This is a genomic window from Rickettsia endosymbiont of Ceutorhynchus obstrictus (assembly GCF_964026565.1).
GTDB lineage: Bacteria > Pseudomonadota > Alphaproteobacteria > Rickettsiales > Rickettsiaceae > Rickettsia.
Map to the genome: position 1 here is coordinate 597,072 of NZ_OZ032162.1, position 22,100 is coordinate 619,171.

Below are 22,100 nucleotides of genomic sequence, written 5' to 3' on the forward strand. Positions count from 1 at the left end.
AAGTTTTTTATACGCAGCTTACCTCTAAAACTCGTAATACTAAATTAGCGATTTAAAGGGGCATTATAATAGAATATTTCTTTATAAGGTATTCCCCTCCATCAAACAATTGAAATCTTTTAAAAATGCCATTAAAATGGTTTGATATTTTTAGATTTAAATCAAGTTTGTAAATTCATTGGTAATTTAGTAATAGGGAAATTACCCACAAGTTTTACATAACAGGTAAGATCTGGTAGATTCATGATTTCAGATGGCATTACTAATAATTTCCTTTTTTCTAAGCTGTGCATATTTACTCCATCACGCATAGAGTTAGCACCATAAGAGAGATTCTCTTGAGTTTCAATAATTTCTTGCTCACCAAGCATTAAAGCTGATTTATGTGCTGTCTGCTGATCACTTACTCGAAAAATAAATTTACTGCCAAATAGATCAAGCATTGAAGCTGCTCCTGCAGAACCATATATCTCCTCTAATTGATAAATGTTTTGCATACCTGCAACAACGCAGCCACCATATTTCCTGCTTTCAGCTAAAGCTATAGGGAGTGAAGATATCTTGTGTAAAGCTGGCAGCTCATCAATCACAAACCACATATTACTATGAGTATTATTGATGTTCCTATTCATTAATGCTTTTATCGCTATGCTAATCCATGCAGCAATAAGTGGTCGAAGCATTACTCTTTGATTAGGAGTACTAGTTATAAATAACCAACCTTTGTCCGCAGTAAACCACTTTCTAATACTAAAACTACCATCAGGCTTTAAATGTTGCAGAGCTTCAATATTTTTACTAACAGTTGCTTGAATACCTGAAGAAGTCTCAGGTGCACTACTGCTAATTATACCGGCTACTGCACTATTTTTAAAGATCCTAACAAATTCTTTATTATTTGCATAAAGAATAGTATTTATTAGCTTTTTGATGTCTTTGCTATCATGATATAATCTTAATCCTTCAGCTAATACTAGCTCAGCACTTTTAGCAAAAAAATCATCTAATTTTGGATTATAATTACTAAAGTAAGCGTCTGGTAAAGGCGGTCTATAAAAGCAAAAGGGTTGTAGTATTATTCTATAGTATTAATAACATTAGGAATAATAGTGTGATGAATATTAGAAGGAAGAATATTACAGCGGAACAGAGGGCACAAATAATTAGTGAATCATGTGTTCCAGGGTGCATTATATCACAAGTTGCACGGTCTTATGGAATTTCGGAGAAGACATTATATGGGTGGCGTAGTAGGGGGAAGTTTAGCAGAAGAAAAGCAGAAACATCTAATAATACAGGTAATAAATTTGTAGAATTATTAGTACAAGAAAGAGAGTATACACTATTAAAAAAAGCAGAATTAACCTTTAGTAATTTTTCTTTATTAATTGAGGGCAATATTAGTAGCACAAAGCTCTTGGAGATAGTCAAAATATTGGACGGATCATGTTAGATATAGCTTCAGATAGCAGAATATATCTCTGTACTGGTTATACCGACATGCGTAAGGGTATTAATGGTTTATCGTTACTGGCACAATCAATATTGTCAGATCAGTTTGACAAGAGTGTCTTATTTGTCTTTAGGGGTAAACAGGCTGACAGAATAAAAATATTATGGTGGGATGGGCAAGGTTTTTGTTTATATTATAAATGTCTTGATAGTGGCAAGTTTGTATGGCCCAAGGTTGATAATAAGCAATCTATTGGAATTACTAAGGCCCAGCTAGCAATGTTGATAGAAGCTATTGACTGGCGTAATCCAAGATGGTTTAATAGACCTCAATATGCTGGATAAAGATTAAAATATGATTTTTGACCTTAACAACTTATCTTGTGATGTATCTATATTACATAAAACAATTAAGGTACTATTCGATGAGAATGAGTTATTGAATCAAGAAAACCAATCACTAAGAGAACAGCTAGCGTTACTAAAAGCAAAGAGTTATGGCAAGTCATCAGAAAAGGTAAGTAAGCAAATAGAAGAGCTTGAGCTCAAAATAGAAGAAAATGAGATTATTTTAGGTTTTAAACCTGAGCAAGATAACCTTGGTTCAGATAAGAGTCAAGAGGTTTCAGATAATAAGGATAGCAAGCAGCTAGCAAAGCGGCGGAAATTACCGGATTATTTACCAAGAGAAGATGAGGTATTAAATCCTGCCGAAAAATGTCCCTCCTGTGGTGGAGTAGAATTTCGCAAGATAAGTGATGATATTTCAGAAACGTTAGAATATGTTCCATCATCATTTAAGGTGATACGTCATATAAGACCACGCTGTGCCTGTATTAATTGTGAGAAGATAGTTCAAGCCTATGCCCCATCAAAAGCCATTGACAAAGGTAAGGCTGGAGCTGGGTTATTGGCATATATTCTAGTTCAAAAATATTGCAATCATCTACCGCTCTATCGTCAATCACAAATTTACGATAGAGAAGGCGTGGAGATTTCAAGGACGACAATGGCAAGCTGGGTGGGTCAATGTGCTAGATTGCTAGAGCCGATAGCGGGAGCAATTCAACGATTTGTATTCTCAGGTGCACAAATTCATGGCGATGATACGCCAGTGAAAGTGTTAGCTCCTGGGATTGGTAAAACTAAAACTGGGAGAATATGGAGCTATGTATTAGACGGTAGACCTCATGGAAATAAGTCTCCAGCTGCAGTTTGTTATTTTTATAGTCCTGACCGGAAAGGCACAAGACCGCTTGAGCATTTAAAAGATTTTACAGGAGTTCTACATGCAGATGCTTATACTGGTTATGATCAATTATATATTAATGATGAAAAATCAGCAACCAAGATAGAAGAAGCAGCATGCTGGGCTCATATGCGTCGTAAGTTTTATGAAGTAACAATAGCAAATGATAAAGCCAATATCGCTATTGCCATATTGGAGCAGATTGGTGAAATTTATAGCATCGAAGCTGATATAAGAGGATTAGAACCTGATAAGCGGCTAGAGGAACGACAGAAAAAATCTAAAGTGTTGGTGGAAAAATTGTTTACCGGTTTTAGGAAAGCATATGATCAACTACCCAAAAAAAGCAGTACAGCAAAAGCTATTTCTTATGCTTTAAATAATCAAAAAGCACTGATGAGATTCTTGGATAATGGAAAAATAGAAATCGATAACAATGCCGCAGAGCGTGCTATGAGATCAATTGCCATAGGGCGAAAAAATTGGCTTTTTGCTGGATCAGACAGTGGCGGTCATACTGCCGCTATTATCTATTCCATTATCGAAACTGCTAAGTTAAATAACATCAATCCTTGGAAATATCTGCAAAAAGTTCTTGCAATCATTCAGGATTATAAAGCCAATAAAATTGCAGACCTCCTCCCTTGGAATATTATACTAGATTAAACTTATAAATCTATACCGCCTTTACCAGACGCTTACATAATAAAGCTGATATTGAGGTTAATAAACGTTCATTTGGTAGAATCAGAGGTTCTTTTGTTGAGATTAATAAAAATAACGAACAGCAGAACGTACAAAGCAGGAACGTACAAAGCAGTAAAGATGGCAATAATTCAGTTAGTAATATAACGATTATAGCAGAAGGGGTAGAGACGGCTTTAAGTATTAGGGAAGCTGGTATTAAGGGCAAAATTCTTTGTAGTTTAGGTGTAAGTAACATTAGGAACTATGAGCCTATCAAAGGAGAAAGAATAATAATTGCTGCTGATAATGATGGCAAAGACGCAGTATCAGTTAATACTGTAATTAAAGCACAGGAAGAATTAATTAGGCAAGGAGCTGTAGTATCAATAATACGACCACCGGAAAAAGGTGATTTTAATGATATGTTAAAATCCCAAGGAGCAGAATCTATAAACAAGCTTATAGAGCCTGAAATAGCAAAATTAACAGCAGCTAGCAAAGTAACAGAACTTAAATCATCCTTAAAAGCAAGTGATGATAGAAAATCACAATTTCAGTCTATAGAATTACTATTGTCAAAAATGGTAAATAACGATAATAACGAACTAAATAATTTGCAACAACAGCAAATAACAGCTCTGGCAAAATTTGGCACAGCAGAGAATATCAATACTGCTATGCAAATCTACAGAGAAAAAGGCTTGGATTCTTGTACTGCTTATAGTAACAAGATTTGCATAGCAGCAATAGAGCAGAAGATACAGAAAGATTTACAAATTATGCAGAATAAATTTGATCCTAATTATAATCTTGGTGATAAAAAATTTTGTGATATAGTAGTACATGATTTTCAAGGCAAAAGTCATTTAGTGCCTGAAGATTACTTAAATGCCATAGGAAGAGATAAACAAGTAATGCAATATATAAGTCCAAGCTCAGAAATAGCTAAAGAAATAAGAAGTAATGGAATGGACCTCCCTATATACAGAATCAATAACAGTAGTTATAGTTCTAGAATAGGAAATTAATCCTAGACAACAATAAGGAGGTCCAAATGGAAGTTAACACAATTGGCATAGATATTGCAAAAAGAATTTTTCAAATACATGGAGTAGATAAAAACGGCAAGACAATATTAAAGAAAAAATTGATTAGGGATCAAGTATTAAGCTTTATAGCTAATTTACCAAAATGTTTAGTAGGAATGGAGGCATGCGGCGGAGCTAATTATTGGGGAAGAGAAATAACAAAATTAGGACATGAGGTTAAATTGATAGCACCACAATTTGTAAAACCATATGTTAAAACTAATAAGAACGACCAAGCTGATGCAGAAGCAATATGCGAAGCAGTAGCGAGACCAAATATGAGATTTGTACCAATCAAAAGTGTAGAGCAGCAGGATATTTTATCAATTCATAGAATAAGAGCAAGGCTAGTAAGAAATCGTACTGCACTAGCTAATGAGATTAGAGGATTATTGTATGAATTTGGCTTAATTATTCCACAAGGGATAAATAAAGTTATCAGTAAATTAACAGAGATTTTAGATAGTGAAACTTTAAGCCGTCTTAGTTATCAAACGTTTAGCGAGTTGAAAGAAGAATTTGTAGATAATGATAAAAAAATAATAGAGTTAGAAAAAAGATTAAAAATACTAGCAGGTGAGTTAGAAGAATATAAACGATTAACAGCTATACCCGGTATAGGTTTAATTACTGCTACAGCATTAATAGCTTCGATAGGTAATGCAAAAAATTTTAGTAATGGTAGACAATTATCAACTTGGCTTGGTTTAGTACCAAAACAATATTCGAGTGGAGGTAAAGAAAGGTTACTTAGTATAAGCAAGAGAGGTGATACTTATTTACGTACTTTATTAATTCAAGGAGCAAGAGCGGTATTAAATGCTAAGCTAAGGTTTACAACTGAAGCACAAAAAAATAAAAAAGATTTTAGTAAATTTACTAAATGGATGTTTAATTTATTAGAACGATGTGGGCATAATAAAACTACTGTTGCAATAGCGAATAAATTAGCACGAGTAGTATTTGCAGTATTACGCACCGGCAATGATTATAATGAAACTAAAGTTTGTAACTGATAAGTTAACAAAATTTAGTAAATAAAATATTAATAAGTATTACTCTAAAATAGAGACTAATATATTCCAACCTGAAATATGCGTGAGATAATAATATTGATGGTAAATAAGACAAACCTTAACCTACAAAAAAACTGATTACCGCACAGGCTCTAATGAAGCCGGAAAAGTGATAAGTAAAAGTTAGTAGGTAGCGAATTCCATCAGGGCTAATTGATAAATTTAAAGTGATAAATTTAAAGTAATTTATCAATTATAAGCCGAATACATGACTGCATTTGCTTGTTGACTATTAAATATTATTTTTTTCTTGCATTATTGGGGAGGTCCATACATGCGGTAAAGCAAGTATCTGAGATCAAGCTAAATCAAGGAATAAGAGTTTAGAGTGTAGTGTAATAATATTTTATCAAGTTAAAAAATATAAATATATGAGTGAACAGGGAAACCTGCTGGGTGATCCAGATAAAGGCACAAAGAAAGCTAAGCATGATAAGATATTTCGTAAGGCACTAGAGAATCCTCTAGTTGCCCATGAGTTCTTTAATGCACATTTGCCCCCAAATATTAAAAGTTTAATAGATTTTCCTAGTTTAGCAATGGAAAATACCACTTTTGTAGAAAGCTCTTTAAAAGATTCTATCTCTGATGTTTTATTCTCATGCAAATTTGATAAACAAGACGGATATTTATTTTTACTTGTCGAGCATCAATCAAAAGCAGATCATTTTATGGCTTTTAGGCTATTTAAATATATGATTAATATTTGTGAGCGATATTTAATACAAAATCCTAAAGCTAAGACTTTACCATTAATATACCCGATGATATTTTACAATGGTCAGGAGAAATACAATGTTGCAAGGAATTTGTGGGATTTATTTGCCAATAACAAATTAGCAAGAGAATTATGGATTAATGATTATCAGTTAGTGAATGTCCATGAAATTCCTGATGAAGAGTTTAAACAAAGGATATGGTCAGGGATATTAGAATTTTTTCTCAAGCATATAAATGAGAGGGAATTATTAAAAAGATGGCAAGAAATATCAGATATATTACCGGAATTAACCAAAATAACGATAGGCTATGATTATCTAGAAATGATATTATATTATACATTGACGAAGATAGAGCAAGCTGATAGAATAAAGCTAGAGAATTTATTATCAACAAAGTTGAATCCAGAAATAGGAACAAGGCTTATGAGAAGTTTAGCACAGCATTGGCAACAAGAAGGTAAAGAAGTAGGTATTCTTGAAGGTTTACAAGTTGGTGAAGCTAAAGGTATCCAAATTGGTGAAGCTAAAGGTATCCAAATTGGTGAAGCTAAAGGTATCCAAATTGGTGAAGCTAGAGGAAAAGCTGAAGAAAGAGTTGAGATAGCAAAAAAAATGTTAGCTCAAGGTTGTAATGTTTCTTTAATTTCTAGTGTAACCGGTCTTGATGAAGCTTTTATTAGTTCTTTAGAGTAAACATATTTCTTGTAAAATTTACTCTGCTGTTTGAAAAATCATTTATAAAAATTCTGAAATAACAAAAAAGTTTTTTATACACATCTTACCTCTAAAACTCGTAATACTAAATTAGTGATTTAAAGGGGGATTATAATAGGATTTTCTTTATAAGGTATTCCCCCTCCATCAAATAATTGAAATCTTTTAAAAATACCATTAAAATGGTTTTATATTTTTAGATTTAAATCAAGTTTGTAAATTCATTTGTAATTTAGTAATAGGGGAATTACCCGCAAGTTTTACATAACAGGTAAGATCTGGTAGATTCATAATTTCAGATGGCATTACTAATAACTTCCTTTTCTCTAAGCTATGCATATTTACTCCATCACGCATGGAGTTAGCACCATAAGAGAGATTCTCTTGAGTTTCAATAATTTCTTGCTCACCAAGCATTAAAGCTGATTTATGTGCTGTTTGCCAGTCACTTACTCGAAAAATAAATTTGCTGCCAAATAGATCAAGCATTGAAGCTGCTCCTGCATGACCATATATTTCCTCTAATTGATGAATATTCTGCATGCCTGCAACAACGCAGCCACCATATTTCCTGCTTTCAGCTAAAGCTATAGGGAGTGAAGATATCTTGTGTAAAGCTGGCAGCTCATCAATCACAAACCACATATTACTATGAGTATTATTGATGTTCCTATTCATTAATGCTTTTATCGCTATGCTAATCCATGCAGCAATAAGTGGTCGAAGCATTACTCTTTGATTAGGAGTACTAGTTATAAATAACCAACCTTTGTCCGCAGTAAACCACTTTCTAATACTAAAACTACCATCAGGCTTTAAATGTTGCAGAGCTTCAATATTTTTACTAACAGTTGCTTGAATACCTGAAGAAGTCTCAGGTGCACTACTGCTAATTATACCGGCTACTGCACTATTTTTAAAGACTCTTGCAAATTCTTTATTATTTGCATAAAGAATAGTATTTATTAGCTTTTTGATGTCTTTACTATCCTGATATAATCTTAATCCTTCAGCTAATACTAACTCAGCACTTTTAGCAAAAAAATCATCTAATTTTGGATTATAATTACTAAAACTACTGGCTATATCATTATAATCCCAAATTTCATGACAATCATTCCATGGTAACCATGCTGAACTATTCTCTTGCAAAGGATTAAGTATCTTATCACATTTGGGATCAAAAAATCGATCAGTAAAGCTACCTGTTAAATCAACAATAATTGCTCTACCTCGCTCTTTTCTAATCTGAGGTAATAGCTCATTTATCATATTGGTTTTACCGCTACCTGTAGTACCGGTAATAAGAATATGTCTTCTCTCACTATCTTTAACCAATGGTAATCCAGAAAAGCAAATATTAGCAGCTTGTTTGTTTTTATAAAGCATTTTTGCTAAAATACCTGCTTCGACAAAATCTGCTCCCCTAATCTTATCTTGAATAACAGCTTTTTTACCTCGATACATAAAAAAGATGATAGCAGTAAATATTCCAACAGTAAAAGTAATAATACCTTCTTGCCAAGCTGAATGCAATAAAAATTGCCCAAATTGATTGATATTATGCGAATGCTGTGTAACATGCCAAAATTTATGCACAAATTCTTCAGCATTACGGTAAACCCAAGCTTTTTGCTCTAAATAATAGAATTTAATACCTATTTGATCTATAGGATAAAAATGTTCTCCTATAGCAAGTTTTAATTGTACGTATCTCTCTATGATAAAATAATATAGACTTATCAAGGATAATTTCTGATATATACGCCACATTAGCCAAACTATAGTAAATATTAGCCCAGCTGTTAAAGCATTGATACTTCCTTGACTAAGCATTCGTAGCTGATGAGCAAAGATTTGTGAACCACGAGTAAAATTATTTTGATTTTGTGGTTGCATAGAATTACAAATTATCTTGCATTATCTTTAATTTTTCTTCAAACTCATTAGCCATAAGATCATTACCTAATTGCCTTAAAGCTTTAATTATTGCTTCATATTCTTCTATCAGATTAGATTTGTATTTAAGAGCTAAGTTAAAATTTTCTTTAGCTTCTTTATGTTTACCTAAATTAACTAAAGCAATACCTTTTTCTAAGTAACTTTCAGCATAATCAGATTTATACTTAATAGCTAAATCATAGCTCTTAATTGCATCTTGATATTTACCTAATTTTCTAAAAGATGTACCTTTGTTACAATATACCGATGCAAAATTTGGTTTGTATTTAATAGCTAAGTCATAATTTTTAATAGCTTCTTGCTGTTTACCTAATATACTGAATATACACCCTTTTAAATTATATGCATCTTCATTGTCACATTGATATTTGATAACTGAGTCAAAATTTTTAATGGCTTCCTGATACTTTCCTAGCTGCATTAAAGATGTCGCTTTATTATAATAGGCATTTGCATAATCCGGTTTATATTTTAGAGATATATCATAGTTTTTGATAGCTTCCTGGTGCTGTCCTAAGTTTATCAGAGATATCCCTTTATTATAATAAGCTTCTGGGTATCTCGGAGCATATTTAAGAGCAAGATCAAAATTTTCAATTGCTTCTTGGTATTTACCTAAGCTATTCAATGCATCTCCTTTATTGTTATATGCTGCTGCAAAACTTGGTTTGTACTTTATAGCTATATTATATAATCTAATTGCTTCTTGGTATTTACCTAATTTTTTATATGATACTCCTTTGTTATTATATGCTTCTGCAAAATCAATATCATATTTTATAGCTAAATCATAATTTGTAATGGCTTCTTGATGATTTTCTAACTCATTGAAAGCCTTACTTCTTGTTCTAAATCAAACTTAATAAGTCTAATTGGTGTTGGTTTAGTTTTAGTAAAATTCAGCATTAAATCTTGAATCGTACCATTTTCTCCAATTAGAGTTAGGTAAAGTTTACTGCTATTTTGCTGTGGTAAAATAAATAAACAGCCTGAATCATGTACTACTACTTCTGCAGCTTCCTCCGGATGGATAAAGATATCATTAATCTTTTCTCCTTCGATATTAATCCTAGTTGGAGCGTCTTTTGCTATTTGCAGCTCTAACAAAGAATCAGCATGTAACATATAGCTTATCCCATAAGCATTACTACTAAAGCTTGCAAGCATTATGCCAACAAAAACTACTAATATCTGCAATTCTGACTTCAAACTCTTCATTGCTTATTTACCTCTTCTTCTTTAATACCAGTAAGTAACAACAAATGATTAGCTCCTCGCTTGTAAGTTAATAAATAAGTTTTATCAGCTGCGACATGCTTATTCTCTCCAAACCAATAACGAAATGTTCCATTAATTAATACTCCATCCGCAATGACTTTTACTTTTTTAGGAAAAAATACCGATGAAATATTAGAACCGTTAACAAAATCTAAATGTTCTTTAAAAAACTTATCTAATTGCTCTGTATTACTAGATACCACCTTCATATCCGCTATTTGCCTCTCTACTCCTTCTGGCGAAGTAGTAAATAATTCCTTCATTACAAAAACTGCCCATTCTTTAAGATAGGTCTCATGATAGCTCTTGGACGATACTATCATCCGACGATCCGGCTCTATTGCCGGAATTAATAACCATTTTTCTTCCGTGCTAACTGTTTTAATCATCCCAAGAAGACTCGTAACTGCAAGCAGCAATGTGATAAACAATAATCTCTGATTATACTTAACTAGCTGCTGAATAGAGCTTTGCTTAAATAAATGATCCATTACTTACCTACCTTTTTCCCAAGTAAATTAGGATAAGAAGTAGGAGCATATAGCCATTTCTTAGCGACTAAATAACTCTTAAGTATAAAATATTCTGATATTTTCTTAAACTTCTTAAATGCATAACAAAGTACAATACCAGCTATAATGCATATCATCCCAAGCTTAGCATGTCCGCTATTTAGTAACACTATCCCAGGTACTATACCAAGTAAGATAACTAACCACTCATCTAAGCTTAAGGCCATATATTTTAGTGGAGTAGAGAGTGACCAATATAATCTTTGATTAGCACAATTATTATCCATATTAGTAAGTGATGTTTCCATTACAGATAAGTTCTCTAGTGATGACATTAACATCCTAATTTTTACATTGCCAGTGGAGTTTTAAGCCATCACAAAAAAAGCTGTAATTCATCTAAAACTGTGCCTATCTGGAGATAGAATCTATAGCTATATAAATGCATTTGTTGATAATTAGTAGTAAATTTGCTAATATTAATGAAATAAATTATTGGTGAGTTGTGTATGTTGAGAAGTGATGTAGAGTTAAAATTAGAATGTTTAAAACTTGCTATTCAGTCCTGCTGTAGTTATAATGCTGTGGATCTTGCAAAACAATATTATCATTTCCTTATAGAAAATAGTGAAAATGTGCCGATGCAATTTTCTATCAATAAGGTAAGTTTAAATTAGTATTCACAGAATATGAACATCTTTGTTACTGATATTTCTCCTATTGTATCTGCCCAAGCATTAGATGATAAGCGTGTTGTTAAAATGATACTTGAATCTGCACAATTATTAAGTTCGGCAATTTTCATCAACAGTCAATCCATTTATAATGACATATATAAACCAACTCATTTAAAACATCCTTGTACTATTTGGACTTCTGTGAATATTGCTAATTGGAATTGGCTGTTTAAACACTTCGAAGCTTTATGTTTAGAGTATAAATTTCGTTTTAATAAGTTACATAAAACAGAAATATTGTTATCCACCTTACCAAAATATAATTATTATCTTCCTAATAGTACAATAACTACATTTATTAATTGTACTAGATCAAAAATCTTAAACTTAGATTTTACTAGTGTATCTAATGTATGTATAGCTTATCAAAAATACCTTAGTGCTAAATGGTATCATGATAAGATAAAACCTCGATGGTCTAAAAGAAATATGCCATATTGGTTTACATATCATGAATCGGTAAATCTCACTACATTAATTTGAAGATAGAATACCATAATACTCTATGTGTTATTTATGAACCTGTCCTGATTTGCGTAGGTTCTTCTAGAATATTTGATATTTCAGTACACGGTAAATTTTGTCCTACTTGTTAGTATTTATCTTTTGAATAATACTAGCAATATTACTATTATCGAAAAAGTTATAATAGTAAGGATCTTTCTTATTACTAATTTATGAGAATAAGAATCTAAACTTACACATGAATTGTCATAAAACAAGATTTTAAAGTTTGGGCTAAAAATGCACCCTATGAAACTAAGGATTTATTAAAGTCTAGAGGATATCGTTGGTCTACCCATCGACAGGAAAATTATAAAGCATGGATGGTTGAAATTATTGAGAATAATATGGAATCAGAACTAAATTTTTTACAATCTTGTATTTATCATAAAAATTACGCTATCCCTATACAAACTATTTTGCCATATAATAGATTTACTTAATGATATTCAAATATTAGACCTATTTTGAAACTGGAATTTAAGATCAAAATATGATATAAATATCTTAGCAAAATAGATGACAAAGATTTATCCTTTGCTTGGCACACTGGCGGATGGACTTCTTACTGTTTAACCGTAGAGATCATTTCATTAATGGCTTTTTGCATATATTCTCGAGCAGTATCAGTGGCAAGTCTAGTATAAATTGCTGTTGATCTTGGATCTCTATGATTTAGAAGCTGTCCTATTACATATTGATTTGCTCCGGTCATTGCCATCCAGCTTGGTATTGTTCTCCTTAAATCATGGATTCTTAAATTTTCTATTCCTGCCTTTTTACAAATTCTTTTCCATGCTTTCTTTGGTTCCTGCAGGTGGCCACTATTGCTTGTCTCACTTGGAAATACCCACATGCTAGTAGATTGCTCTTTTCTTGCTTTTAATATTTCTACTACTTGATCTAGTAAAGGTAAACGGTGAGGATCGCCATTCTTAGTATCTGGAAGATATAATTGTTTATCAGCAAAACTAATCTGTTCCCACCGCATAGTAAGTATATTATCCTTACGAACTGATGTATACAAAGCTATTAAGAAAAAATCTTTCATTACTTGATTTTTCTCTTCTGCTATTGCTGTAAAAAATCGTGGTATTTCTTCTCTAGTTAAATACCTGTCTCTAGATTGTTCCTTATGCTTCTTTATTCCAATAACTGGATTTACTGTTAATAATTCCCATTCTATTGCTTTACTAAATACAGGACTTAAAACTTCAAGAAATCTATTAGCTCCATATTTACCGGTTTTAGTTAAATTATTAAATAATTCTTGAATATCTGTTTTTTGAATGGTGGATATTTTTTTGTGATATAAATGTTTTGCATATCTATCTACCGAGGCAGCATAATCCCTCCATCTTTTATTATTAATTTTACTATATTCATTAAGGTATTTGTCATAAAGCTCTTTAAATGTCAGTTCCTTAGCTAATCTAACCTTTTCTTCGACGGGATTATATCCTTTTGCAATCTCACCTTTTAATTCAGATGCTTTGGCTCTAGCATCAATAATTGATAGATCAGGGAACACACCTATTTTGATTCTATGATACTTTTTACTCAGTACTGTGCCCAAGTAAAATATTTTACTACCACCATATGAGACAATTAATAATAACCCTTTTTCTTTGGTATCTTTATATACGTCTCTTTTTTCTTGTGGAACTTTAATGTCATGTAATACTTCTTTAGTAAAAACTAGTGATTTAACTGACATAAATCCTCCCACAGCCTAATTCATATATAATTAAACTGTAGTATGCTTTACTCAGAAAAACAAATCTTATGTTAAACAGGATTATACTTTAAAACATGATAATTTATCCTAACTATATACAATTAAATAACCAATAGTTGCTATAATTTCTTATCAAATTCAAAAGGTCTAATATATTTACAAGATAAAAATTGCTCATGAATTTGCACTCACTATATGCTCATCATATCCACATGTTATTTTCAAATTTGCAATATTTTTTAGACATTGACAAATCACTGCAACTCTACTACAGTTGAGCTATAACTATTTGGTAATAGAGAAAAAGCCCTAAATACAGAGGATTGTAAGCTACAAATTAGTATATGAAAAAAGAACAAAAAAATAAGGCAAAAGAGGCTTTTAGGTTGACCTCGTAAAGGTCGGGGGTTCGATCCCCCCATCGCCCACCACCTTATCTCCAGGCTTTTCACAGTTTAGTATTGTTATCAAAAAATTTATATGCTCCTTATATTCTCCTTTGAGATTGCATTATAAGCACTATAGTTGCTTTCAAATCTCTTCTATAACTGAGATTCAGGAGAAATATTATGCATAATATATTCTCCTCTTTTTCCACCTCTAACTCTAATAATAAGTTAAATATTAACAATAGTGATAATAGCTCTGTTATATTCTACAATTTTGTCGGTAATTTTATCCCTCCTGAATGGAATAATCTGACCTCTAATAATGGTAAAATCTTAAGTAAAACCTCAAGACAGCTCTTATCCCTGATAGTCTTCCGCTTACAAATCTATTATAACAATTCTATCGACGAACTCCAGGAAACCTATCATTTCTTTGAAGAATCTCTAGGAGTTTGTCAACGAAGAGTAAGACAATGTCTACTCGAACTAGAACAATCCGGGTTCATCAATCTTTCTACCACAACAGTAATTAAATATGGTATCAAATGTCGTAACACTCCTTGTATAAAATTAGCAAAAGATTTCCAGCCTTATAATCATACATCTTCAGCTGAAAACGAAAAAATTTTCAGCCATACACAAAAAATTTTTCGCTCCAACCCGAAAGAAATTTCAGGTCAACCTGAAAAAAATTTCGCCAACTACTTATATATAGATAATAATAAAAATATATCTAATAAGTAAGCGTCTGGTAAAGGCGGTCTATAAAAGCAAAAGGGTTGTAGTATTATTCTATAGTATTAATAACATTAGGAATAATAGTGTGATGAATATTAGAAGGAAGAATATTACAGCGGAACAGAGGGCACAAATAATTAGTGAATCATGTGTTCCAGGGTGCATTATATCACAAGTTGCACGGTCTTATGGAATTTCGGAGAAGACATTATATGGGTGGCGTAGTAGGGGGAAGTTTAGCAGAAGAAAAGCAGAAACATCTAATAATACAGGTAATAAATTTGTAGAATTATTAGTACAAGAAAGAGAGTATACACTATTAAAAAAAGCAGAATTAACCTTTAGTAATTTTTCTTTATTAATTGAGGGCAATATTAGTAGCACAAAGCTCTTGGAGATAGTCAAAATATTGGACGGATCATGTTAGATATAGCTTCAGATAGCAGAATATATCTCTGTACTGGTTATACCGACATGCGTAAGGGTATTAATGGTTTATCGTTACTGGCACAATCAATATTGTCAGATCAGTTTGACAAGAGTGTCTTATTTGTCTTTAGGGGTAAACAGGCTGACAGAATAAAAATATTATGGTGGGATGGGCAAGGTTTTTGTTTATATTATAAATGTCTTGATAGTGGCAAGTTTGTATGGCCCAAGGTTGATAATAAGCAATCTATTGGAATTACTAAGGCCCAGCTAGCAATGTTGATAGAAGCTATTGACTGGCGTAATCCAAGATGGTTTAATAGACCTCAATATGCTGGATAAAGATTAAAATATGATTTTTGACCTTAACAACTTATCTTGTGATGTATCTATATTACATAAAACAATTAAGGTACTATTCGATGAGAATGAGTTATTGAATCAAGAAAACCAATCACTAAGAGAACAGCTAGCGTTACTAAAAGCAAAGAGTTATGGCAAGTCATCAGAAAAGGTAAGTAAGCAAATAGAAGAGCTTGAGCTCAAAATAGAAGAAAATGAGATTATTTTAGGTTTTAAACCTGAGCAAGATAACCTTGGTTCAGATAAGAGTCAAGAGGTTTCAGATAATAAGGATAGCAAGCAGCTAGCAAAGCGGCGGAAATTACCGGATTATTTACCAAGAGAAGATGAGGTATTAAATCCTGCCGAAAAATGTCCCTCCTGTGGTGGAGTAGAATTTCGCAAGATAAGTGATGATATTTCAGAAACGTTAGAATATGTTCCATCATCATTTAAGGTGATACGTCATATAAGACCACGCTGTGCCTGTATTAATTGTGAGAAGATAGTTCAAGCCTATGCCCCATCAAAAGCCATTGACAAAGGTAAGGCTGGAGCTGGGTTATTGGCATATATTCTAGTTCAAAAATATTGCAATCATCTACCGCTCTATCGTCAATCACAAATTTACGATAGAGAAGGCGTGGAGATTTCAAGGACGACAATGGCAAGCTGGGTGGGTCAATGTGCTAGATTGCTAGAGCCGATAGCGGGAGCAATTCAACGATTTGTATTCTCAGGTGCACAAATTCATGGCGATGATACGCCAGTGAAAGTGTTAGCTCCTGGGATTGGTAAAACTAAAACTGGGAGAATATGGAGCTATGTATTAGACGGTAGACCTCATGGAAATAAGTCTCCAGCTGCAGTTTGTTATTTTTATAGTCCTGACCGGAAAGGCACAAGACCGCTTGAGCATTTAAAAGATTTTACAGGAGTTCTACATGCAGATGCTTATACTGGTTATGATCAATTATATATTAATGATGAAAAATCAGCAACCAAGATAGAAGAAGCAGCATGCTGGGCTCATATGCGTCGTAAGTTTTATGAAGTAACAATAGCAAATGATAAAGCCAATATCGCTATTGCCATATTGGAGCAGATTGGTGAAATTTATAGCATCGAAGCTGATATAAGAGGATTAGAACCTGATAAGCGGCTAGAGGAACGACAGAAAAAATCTAAAGTGTTGGTGGAAAAATTGTTTACCGGTTTTAGGAAAGCATATGATCAACTACCCAAAAAAAGCAGTACAGCAAAAGCTATTTCTTATGCTTTAAATAATCAAAAAGCACTGATGAGATTCTTGGATAATGGAAAAATAGAAATCGATAACAATGCCGCAGAGCGTGCTATGAGATCAATTGCCATAGGGCGAAAAAATTGGCTTTTTGCTGGATCAGACAGTGGCGGTCATACTGCCGCTATTATCTATTCCATTATCGAAACTGCTAAGTTAAATAACATCAATCCTTGGAAATATCTGCAAAAAGTTCTTGCAATCATTCAGGATTATAAAGCCAATAAAATTGCAGACCTCCTCCCTTGGAATATTATACTAGATTAAACTTATAAATCTATACCGCCTTTACCAGACGCTTACTATTGAATCAGTATTTAATTGCTTGCTAAGCTGCAGTAGGTAATTTTGTTTTTCATCTTCAGTATTATTCTGCTTCGCTTTAAGTTCAGCAAATGGTATGATTTGTAACTGCCTAATATTACTGCCATAGATCATTTGTACTTGCTGTAGTATTTTATCTTTGCTATGTTCTGAAAGCGTAATAGTTTTAAGCAGTTTTATTTGATAGCTATTACCTACTACCCCAATAAATAAGCAGGAGCTTAGTAATTTATAAGCTGAATCAGGATCAAAACTACCAACAATTTTACGTTTTAGCTGAGCTTGTTTGCTAGTATCAGTACTACGTTCTATTTTATCTAGATATTGCTCCTTAACTTTATGAACATTGCTAGATTTAAACTGAAACTGCTGACAATTAGCTTGAGTAGTTTCTCTCAGTTCATGAGCTAAAGCTTTAGCCATGTAATTTAAAAACACTTTTTTATGACCAAAATGATGTTCTGGGTATTGTTCTGCTAATTTCAATAAGAGCTTGTTAATAAAAGTGAGATTAAATTCTCGATTTGATTTTACCTGTAATAAATCAGCCTCTTCTTGGGTTAAGGGATGGAAATCTGTTAATTTTTTTCTTTTGAACCAGCTTTTATGATTAACGGCATTCATTGCTACATTATTGCTATTTGATGGTGTAGAGTCATATTTTTTAGAGATTTTATTAATAACTGCTTGTAGTGCAGTATTAATCCGTGTAGCACCTGTTGTGATATTAGTACTAGATGAACTGGTATTATCAGCTTGTTGTTGATCATTGATAGAGCTTGTTGTTTTGAATTGTAAATTTGTTTCAAGTTGTTGTTCTTGTAACTGAGTTTGGTTATTATGATTAAATATATTTTTTTCATTTTGAAAAATGATAGATTCGCTATATCTAGATTTATTAGATATATTTTTATTATTATCTATATATATTGTCTCATCCAAACTTTTTTGGGGTTGAGGCAAAATTTCTTTGGGTTTCACCCCAAAGTTTTTTGGAGTTGATGCAAAATTTTTTTCATTTTCGCTGTGGATTTTCTGAGAAAATGGTCGGAAATTTCTAGCCAGCTTAATACAAGGAGTATTGCGGCATTTAATACCATATTTCACGATTGTTGCATTATAAACTTTAATAAAGCTACTTTTTTGTAATTCAAGTAAGCATTGTCGTACTCGTTCTTGACACACGCCTAGGGACTCTTGAAAGAAGTGATAAGTTTCCTGAAGTTCATCAATGCTATTATTATGATAGATTTGCAAGCGGAAGACTATTAGAGATAGTAGATGCCTTGCAGTTTTGCTTAAGATTTTACCATTATTAGAGGTAAGAGTACTCCATTCAGGTGGAATAAAATTACCAACAAAATTGTAGAAGATAGTGGGATTTTTATCACCGTCATCATGGATTACACAATCAGGAGTGAAATGTGAGCAGCATATAGTGTGCATAAGACCTCAACTTAAACATTAGGTTTAATCGAGGTAATAGAGCAATTAAGACACCATTTTTAAAAATGCGAGGAGCATATAAGCAGCATACAGAGTAGGGAGGTCAAATTAGTAGATTATGAAAAGCTAGGAGGTAAGGTGGTGGGCGATGGGGGGCTCGAACCCCCGACCTTTACGAAGTCAACCTAAAAGCCACTTCTACCCTGCTTCTTTGCTTTTTTCTCATACACTAATTTGTAGCTCATAACCCTTGTATTTAAGGCTTTTCCTTATTACCAAATAGTTATAGCTTAACTGTAGTAGAGTTGCAATTATTTGTCAATATTAAAAAAATATTGCAAATTTAAAAATAACATGTGGATATGATGAGCATATAGTTAGTTCAAATTCATGAGCAATTTTTATCTGGTAATTATATTTAGACCTTTTGAATTTGCTAAGAAATTATAGCAACTATTAATTGTTAAATTGTATATAGTCGAGATAAATCATTATTTTTTAAAGTATAATCCTATTTAACATAAGATTTGTTTTTCTGAGTAAAGCATATTACAGTTTAATTATATATGAATTAAGCTGTGGTAGGATTTATGTCAGTTAAATCACTATTGTTTACTAAAGAAGCATTACATGAAATTAAAGCTCCACAGGCAAAACGAGATGTATATAAAGATACCAAAGAAAAAGGATTATTGCTAATTGTATCATATGGTGGTAGTAAAATATTTTATTTGGGCACAGTACTTGATAAGAAATATCATAGAATTAAAATAGGTGTGTTCCCTGATCTATCAATTATTGATGCTAGAGCCAAAGCATCTGAATTAAAAGGTGAGATCGCCAAAGGATATAATCCTGTAGAAGAAAAAGCTAGATTATCAAAAGAACTGACCTTTAAGGAGCTTTATGATAAATACCTTAATGAATATAGTAAAATTAATAATAAAAGATGGAAAGATTATGCCGCTTCTGTAGATAGATATGCAAAACATTTATATCCTAGAAAAATATCTACTATTCAAAAAACAGATATTCAAGAATTATTTAATAATTTAACTAAAACCGGTAAATATGGAGCTAATAGATTTCTTGAAGTTTTAAGTCCTGTATTTAGTAAAGCAATAGAATGGGAATTATTAACAGTAAATCCAGTTATTGGAATAAAGAAGCATAAGGAACAATCTAGAGATAGGTATTTAACTAGGGAAGAAATACCACGATTTTTTACAGCAATAGCAGAAGAGAAAAATCAAGTAATGAAAGATTTTTTCTTAATAGCTTTGTATACATCAGTTCGTAAGGATAATTTACTTACTATGCGTTGGGAACAGGTAAGTTTTGCTGATAAACAATTATATATTCCAGAAACTAAAAATGATGATCCTCACCGTTTACCTTTACTAGATCAGGCAGTAGAAATATTAAAAGCCAGGAAAGAGCAATCTACTAGTATGTGGGTATTTCCAAGTGAGACCAGCAGTAGTGGTCACCTGCAGGAACCAAAGAAAGCGTGGAAGAGGATTTGTAAAAAGGCAGGAATAGAAAATTTAAGGATCCATGATTTAAGGAGAACAATACCAAGCTGGATGGCAATGACCGGAGCAAATCAATATGTAATAGGACAGCTTCTAAATCATAGAGATCCAAGATCAACAGCAGTGTATACTAGACTTGCCAATGATACTGCTCGAGAATATATGCAAAGAGCCGTAAATACTATTATAAATATAAAATCTTAAATATATGTTAATTAATATATTTATGTTATAATAACTCCTGTAAGTGAGTTCTATGAGAACAGAAAGACCAGAAGAGGAAAGTGGTAAAGCAATTATTACAATGGCTTAGAAGTTCCTCTTTTGTTTCTTCTATACTCTTAAGAGTTATTAAGTCTTTAAACGCGAGCATCTGTAATGCAAGTCAATAGTCAATTACGCAAGGTCACTAAAAATAAAAGAGTTTTTCCAAATGATAATGCTGTTTTTAGGCTCTGTTGGGCTCTGTTGAATTTATTTACACACTTATTTGGACCATACGCATCAAGTTAAGCCATAATTGTTAATAATTTTAGTGTATTTAAGGAAGATAATCTGGTTTTACGATATTTATCTTTCAAAGAAAATTTCCCCCAATCTATAATTAATTTCTTAAGGAACTGCTCTAAATCATTAAGACGTCCAGTAATAGACAGGAATAATTCTCTTGACCTTTTCTGTAGTTCAATAAATGCTTTGGTTAAACTAATTTCTCTATCATTTGCTAATTCTACACAATTCGATAATCCATGAAAAATAAGCACACTACATAATTTACCATATAATTCACACAAAACTCTTGCAGGTTTACTTCTCCCTTTAAGATTCTCAATTTTTGCATGACTTTTATATAATTTAAATAATAATTCAATTTGCCATCTTGCTCGATAAATTATCATTATATGCTCAGCATTAACCATATCCTCTGATATATTAGTGATAAATATTGACCAATCTAGTAATCTCTGGTTTCTTGAAGAAGATTTATATTTATGAGACTTAGCTAATAAATTAGCCTTCCTTCTTCTACCAATAGCCTGTTCATCAGTCAATTTATGACATATAATCCGTAGCTTAACTTTTGCTTGTTTACCTAAAAGTACATCTTTTGATAAAAAGAATTTATTATCTAATAAGTTTAATAAATCAATTTTTTCCTCAGTGATATGGTCATATATATTAGTATCTGCTTTATAACGACTAATAAAATATGCACCAAGTTCGATAATTTGAATAAATGAAGCTGGGACAAAATAACCTAAATCAGATATTAATAAGTCCTTAGTAGATATGTTTGATAAATGTTCTCTATATCCTTGATCAGCCCTTATACCTTTTGTTATATCGACTTTATCTAACGATTGATTTAAATAATCAAATACTACCTGTAATTTAAGAGAAGATTGCACTGTACTACTACGCCCCTTATAGCAAGCACCGCAACCCTTATACATATCCGCCATATTGGCAGGTAGAATAATATGGCTACTATCCAATAATTTAACGCTATGAAATTGCTGCAAAATGTTGCAATCAAGCGGCATAGTATTTCTAAATAATTTCAAGCATTGTTCATACATTGACTGCATAAATTTTACTGCTACCTTAGTAAACCTAAAGTCTAAGCCTTGGGCAGAAATATCTATAGTTTCTTCACTTAAAAAGTTACTCATTCCATCAAGACTACAATTACTATCGCTCATATTACCAAACACTATAGCTTTTAGAAAAGCTGAACCAGTTATTTTTCGTTGTCTCTTAATAAATCCTGTTGTAATGGATAAATTATTGGCTGTCTCTCCAAAAAACTCTTGGCATAGTTTTGCTAAGTTTACTATTTTCCCCATAGTACAAATTCTCACAATTTAGTTGTTA

At 32.2% G+C, this 22,100-nt stretch carries 20 protein-coding genes and 2 pseudogenes; 13 read left to right on the forward strand and 9 right to left on the reverse strand.

Annotation, left to right across the window (positions count from 1 at the left end; genetic code table 11):
- Positions 1-161: 161 nt before the first annotated feature.
- Positions 162-1,028, reverse strand: a pseudogene (locus AAGD64_RS03445) (type IV secretion system DNA-binding domain-containing protein); the annotation flags it as partial.
- An 86-nt stretch (positions 1,029-1,114) separates the two neighbouring features.
- Here AAGD64_RS03445 and AAGD64_RS03450 point away from each other — a divergent pair.
- The 6 genes and pseudogenes from AAGD64_RS03450 to AAGD64_RS03475 all read left to right on the forward strand — a co-directional run bounded on the left by AAGD64_RS03450 (position 1,115) and on the right by AAGD64_RS03475 (position 6,967).
- Positions 1,115-1,453, forward strand: coding sequence for a transposase (locus AAGD64_RS03450; RefSeq protein ID WP_253310017.1), 339 nt, complete (start codon positions 1,115-1,117; stop codon positions 1,451-1,453).
- Positions 1,447-1,797, forward strand: a complete 351-nt coding sequence (tnpB, locus tag AAGD64_RS03455; protein ID WP_253307395.1) for an IS66 family insertion sequence element accessory protein TnpB — start codon at positions 1,447-1,449, stop codon at positions 1,795-1,797. The genes AAGD64_RS03450 and tnpB (AAGD64_RS03455) overlap by 7 nt, the downstream gene beginning before the upstream one ends.
- A 10-nt stretch (positions 1,798-1,807) precedes the next feature.
- A complete protein-coding gene (gene tnpC, locus AAGD64_RS03460) occupies positions 1,808-3,367 on the forward strand; it encodes an IS66 family transposase (protein WP_341793867.1) in 1,560 nt (519 codons plus the stop codon).
- Between the two features lie 35 nt (positions 3,368-3,402).
- Positions 3,403-4,416: pseudogene (locus tag AAGD64_RS03465) on the forward strand (toprim domain-containing protein); the annotation flags it as partial.
- 26 nt (positions 4,417-4,442) lie between these two features.
- Positions 4,443-5,492, forward strand: a complete 1,050-nt coding sequence (locus AAGD64_RS03470; protein ID WP_341792650.1) for an IS110 family transposase — start codon at positions 4,443-4,445, stop codon at positions 5,490-5,492.
- Positions 5,493-5,923: 431 nt separating this feature from the next.
- The gene (locus AAGD64_RS03475; RefSeq protein WP_341793873.1) at positions 5,924-6,967 is read left to right on the forward strand and encodes an Rpn family recombination-promoting nuclease/putative transposase; all 1,044 of its coding nucleotides are present in this window, start codon (positions 5,924-5,926) and stop codon (positions 6,965-6,967) included.
- 228 nt (positions 6,968-7,195) lie between these two features.
- Here the strand turns inward: AAGD64_RS03475 and AAGD64_RS03480 are convergent, their stop codons facing one another.
- From AAGD64_RS03480 to AAGD64_RS03500, 5 genes are read right to left on the reverse strand one after another with little or no spacing between them, the layout of a single operon-like run.
- On the reverse strand, positions 7,196-8,887 hold the full coding sequence (locus AAGD64_RS03480; protein ID WP_341793874.1) for a type IV secretion system DNA-binding domain-containing protein: 1,692 nt from the start codon (positions 8,885-8,887) through the stop codon (positions 7,196-7,198).
- 4 nt (positions 8,888-8,891) lie between these two features.
- Positions 8,892-9,752 (reverse strand): tetratricopeptide repeat protein, encoded by an 861-nt coding sequence (locus AAGD64_RS03485; protein WP_341794147.1) that lies wholly within the window; start codon positions 9,750-9,752, stop codon positions 8,892-8,894.
- A 17-nt stretch (positions 9,753-9,769) separates the two neighbouring features.
- Positions 9,770-10,168, reverse strand: coding sequence for a hypothetical protein (locus AAGD64_RS03490; protein ID WP_341793875.1), 399 nt, complete (start codon positions 10,166-10,168; stop codon positions 9,770-9,772).
- Positions 10,165-10,719 (reverse strand): TraE/TraK family type IV conjugative transfer system protein, encoded by a 555-nt coding sequence (locus tag AAGD64_RS03495; RefSeq protein WP_341793876.1) that lies wholly within the window; start codon positions 10,717-10,719, stop codon positions 10,165-10,167. Before AAGD64_RS03495 ends, AAGD64_RS03490 begins: the two co-directional genes overlap by 4 nt.
- Positions 10,719-11,027, reverse strand: a complete 309-nt coding sequence (locus tag AAGD64_RS03500) for a hypothetical protein (protein WP_341794148.1) — start codon at positions 11,025-11,027, stop codon at positions 10,719-10,721. Before AAGD64_RS03500 ends, AAGD64_RS03495 begins: the two co-directional genes overlap by 1 nt.
- Before the next feature lie 222 nt (positions 11,028-11,249).
- Between AAGD64_RS03500 and AAGD64_RS03505 the strand changes: the two genes are divergently transcribed.
- Entirely contained in the window at positions 11,250-11,417 is a 168-nt protein-coding gene (locus AAGD64_RS03505) for a hypothetical protein (protein ID WP_341793877.1), read from the forward strand.
- Between the two features lie 12 nt (positions 11,418-11,429).
- The gene (locus AAGD64_RS10580) at positions 11,430-11,960 is read left to right on the forward strand and encodes a pyrimidine dimer DNA glycosylase/endonuclease V (RefSeq protein WP_395477344.1); all 531 of its coding nucleotides are present in this window, start codon (positions 11,430-11,432) and stop codon (positions 11,958-11,960) included.
- A 586-nt stretch (positions 11,961-12,546) separates the two neighbouring features.
- Here AAGD64_RS10580 and AAGD64_RS03510 read toward each other — a convergent pair.
- Complete coding sequence (locus AAGD64_RS03510; protein ID WP_341793878.1) at positions 12,547-13,698, reverse strand: site-specific integrase; 1,152 nt, start codon at positions 13,696-13,698, stop codon at positions 12,547-12,549.
- A gap of 590 nt (positions 13,699-14,288) precedes the next feature.
- Between AAGD64_RS03510 and AAGD64_RS03515 the strand changes: the two genes are divergently transcribed.
- From AAGD64_RS03515 to tnpC (AAGD64_RS03530), 4 genes are all read left to right on the forward strand, one after another.
- The gene (locus AAGD64_RS03515; RefSeq protein WP_341793879.1) at positions 14,289-14,852 is read left to right on the forward strand and encodes a hypothetical protein; all 564 of its coding nucleotides are present in this window, start codon (positions 14,289-14,291) and stop codon (positions 14,850-14,852) included.
- A gap of 82 nt (positions 14,853-14,934) precedes the next feature.
- Complete coding sequence (locus tag AAGD64_RS03520; protein WP_253310017.1) at positions 14,935-15,273, forward strand: transposase; 339 nt, start codon at positions 14,935-14,937, stop codon at positions 15,271-15,273.
- On the forward strand, positions 15,267-15,617 hold the full coding sequence (gene tnpB / locus AAGD64_RS03525) for an IS66 family insertion sequence element accessory protein TnpB (RefSeq protein WP_253307395.1): 351 nt from the start codon (positions 15,267-15,269) through the stop codon (positions 15,615-15,617). The genes AAGD64_RS03520 and tnpB (AAGD64_RS03525) overlap by 7 nt, the downstream gene beginning before the upstream one ends.
- A gap of 10 nt (positions 15,618-15,627) precedes the next feature.
- A complete protein-coding gene (gene tnpC, locus AAGD64_RS03530) occupies positions 15,628-17,187 on the forward strand; it encodes an IS66 family transposase (protein ID WP_341793867.1) in 1,560 nt (519 codons plus the stop codon).
- 21 nt (positions 17,188-17,208) lie between these two features.
- On the opposite strand, the gene AAGD64_RS03535 is transcribed toward tnpC (AAGD64_RS03530), so the two are convergent.
- On the reverse strand, positions 17,209-18,690 hold the full coding sequence (locus tag AAGD64_RS03535; protein WP_341793880.1) for a hypothetical protein: 1,482 nt from the start codon (positions 18,688-18,690) through the stop codon (positions 17,209-17,211).
- A 590-nt stretch (positions 18,691-19,280) separates the two neighbouring features.
- On the opposite strand from AAGD64_RS03535, the gene AAGD64_RS03540 reads away from it, so the two are divergent.
- A complete protein-coding gene (locus tag AAGD64_RS03540) occupies positions 19,281-20,429 on the forward strand; it encodes a tyrosine-type recombinase/integrase (protein ID WP_341793881.1) in 1,149 nt (382 codons plus the stop codon).
- A gap of 305 nt (positions 20,430-20,734) precedes the next feature.
- On the opposite strand, the gene AAGD64_RS03545 is transcribed toward AAGD64_RS03540, so the two are convergent.
- The gene (locus AAGD64_RS03545) at positions 20,735-22,072 is read right to left on the reverse strand and encodes an IS4 family transposase (RefSeq protein ID WP_341793882.1); all 1,338 of its coding nucleotides are present in this window, start codon (positions 22,070-22,072) and stop codon (positions 20,735-20,737) included.
- Positions 22,073-22,100 lie beyond the last annotated feature (28 nt).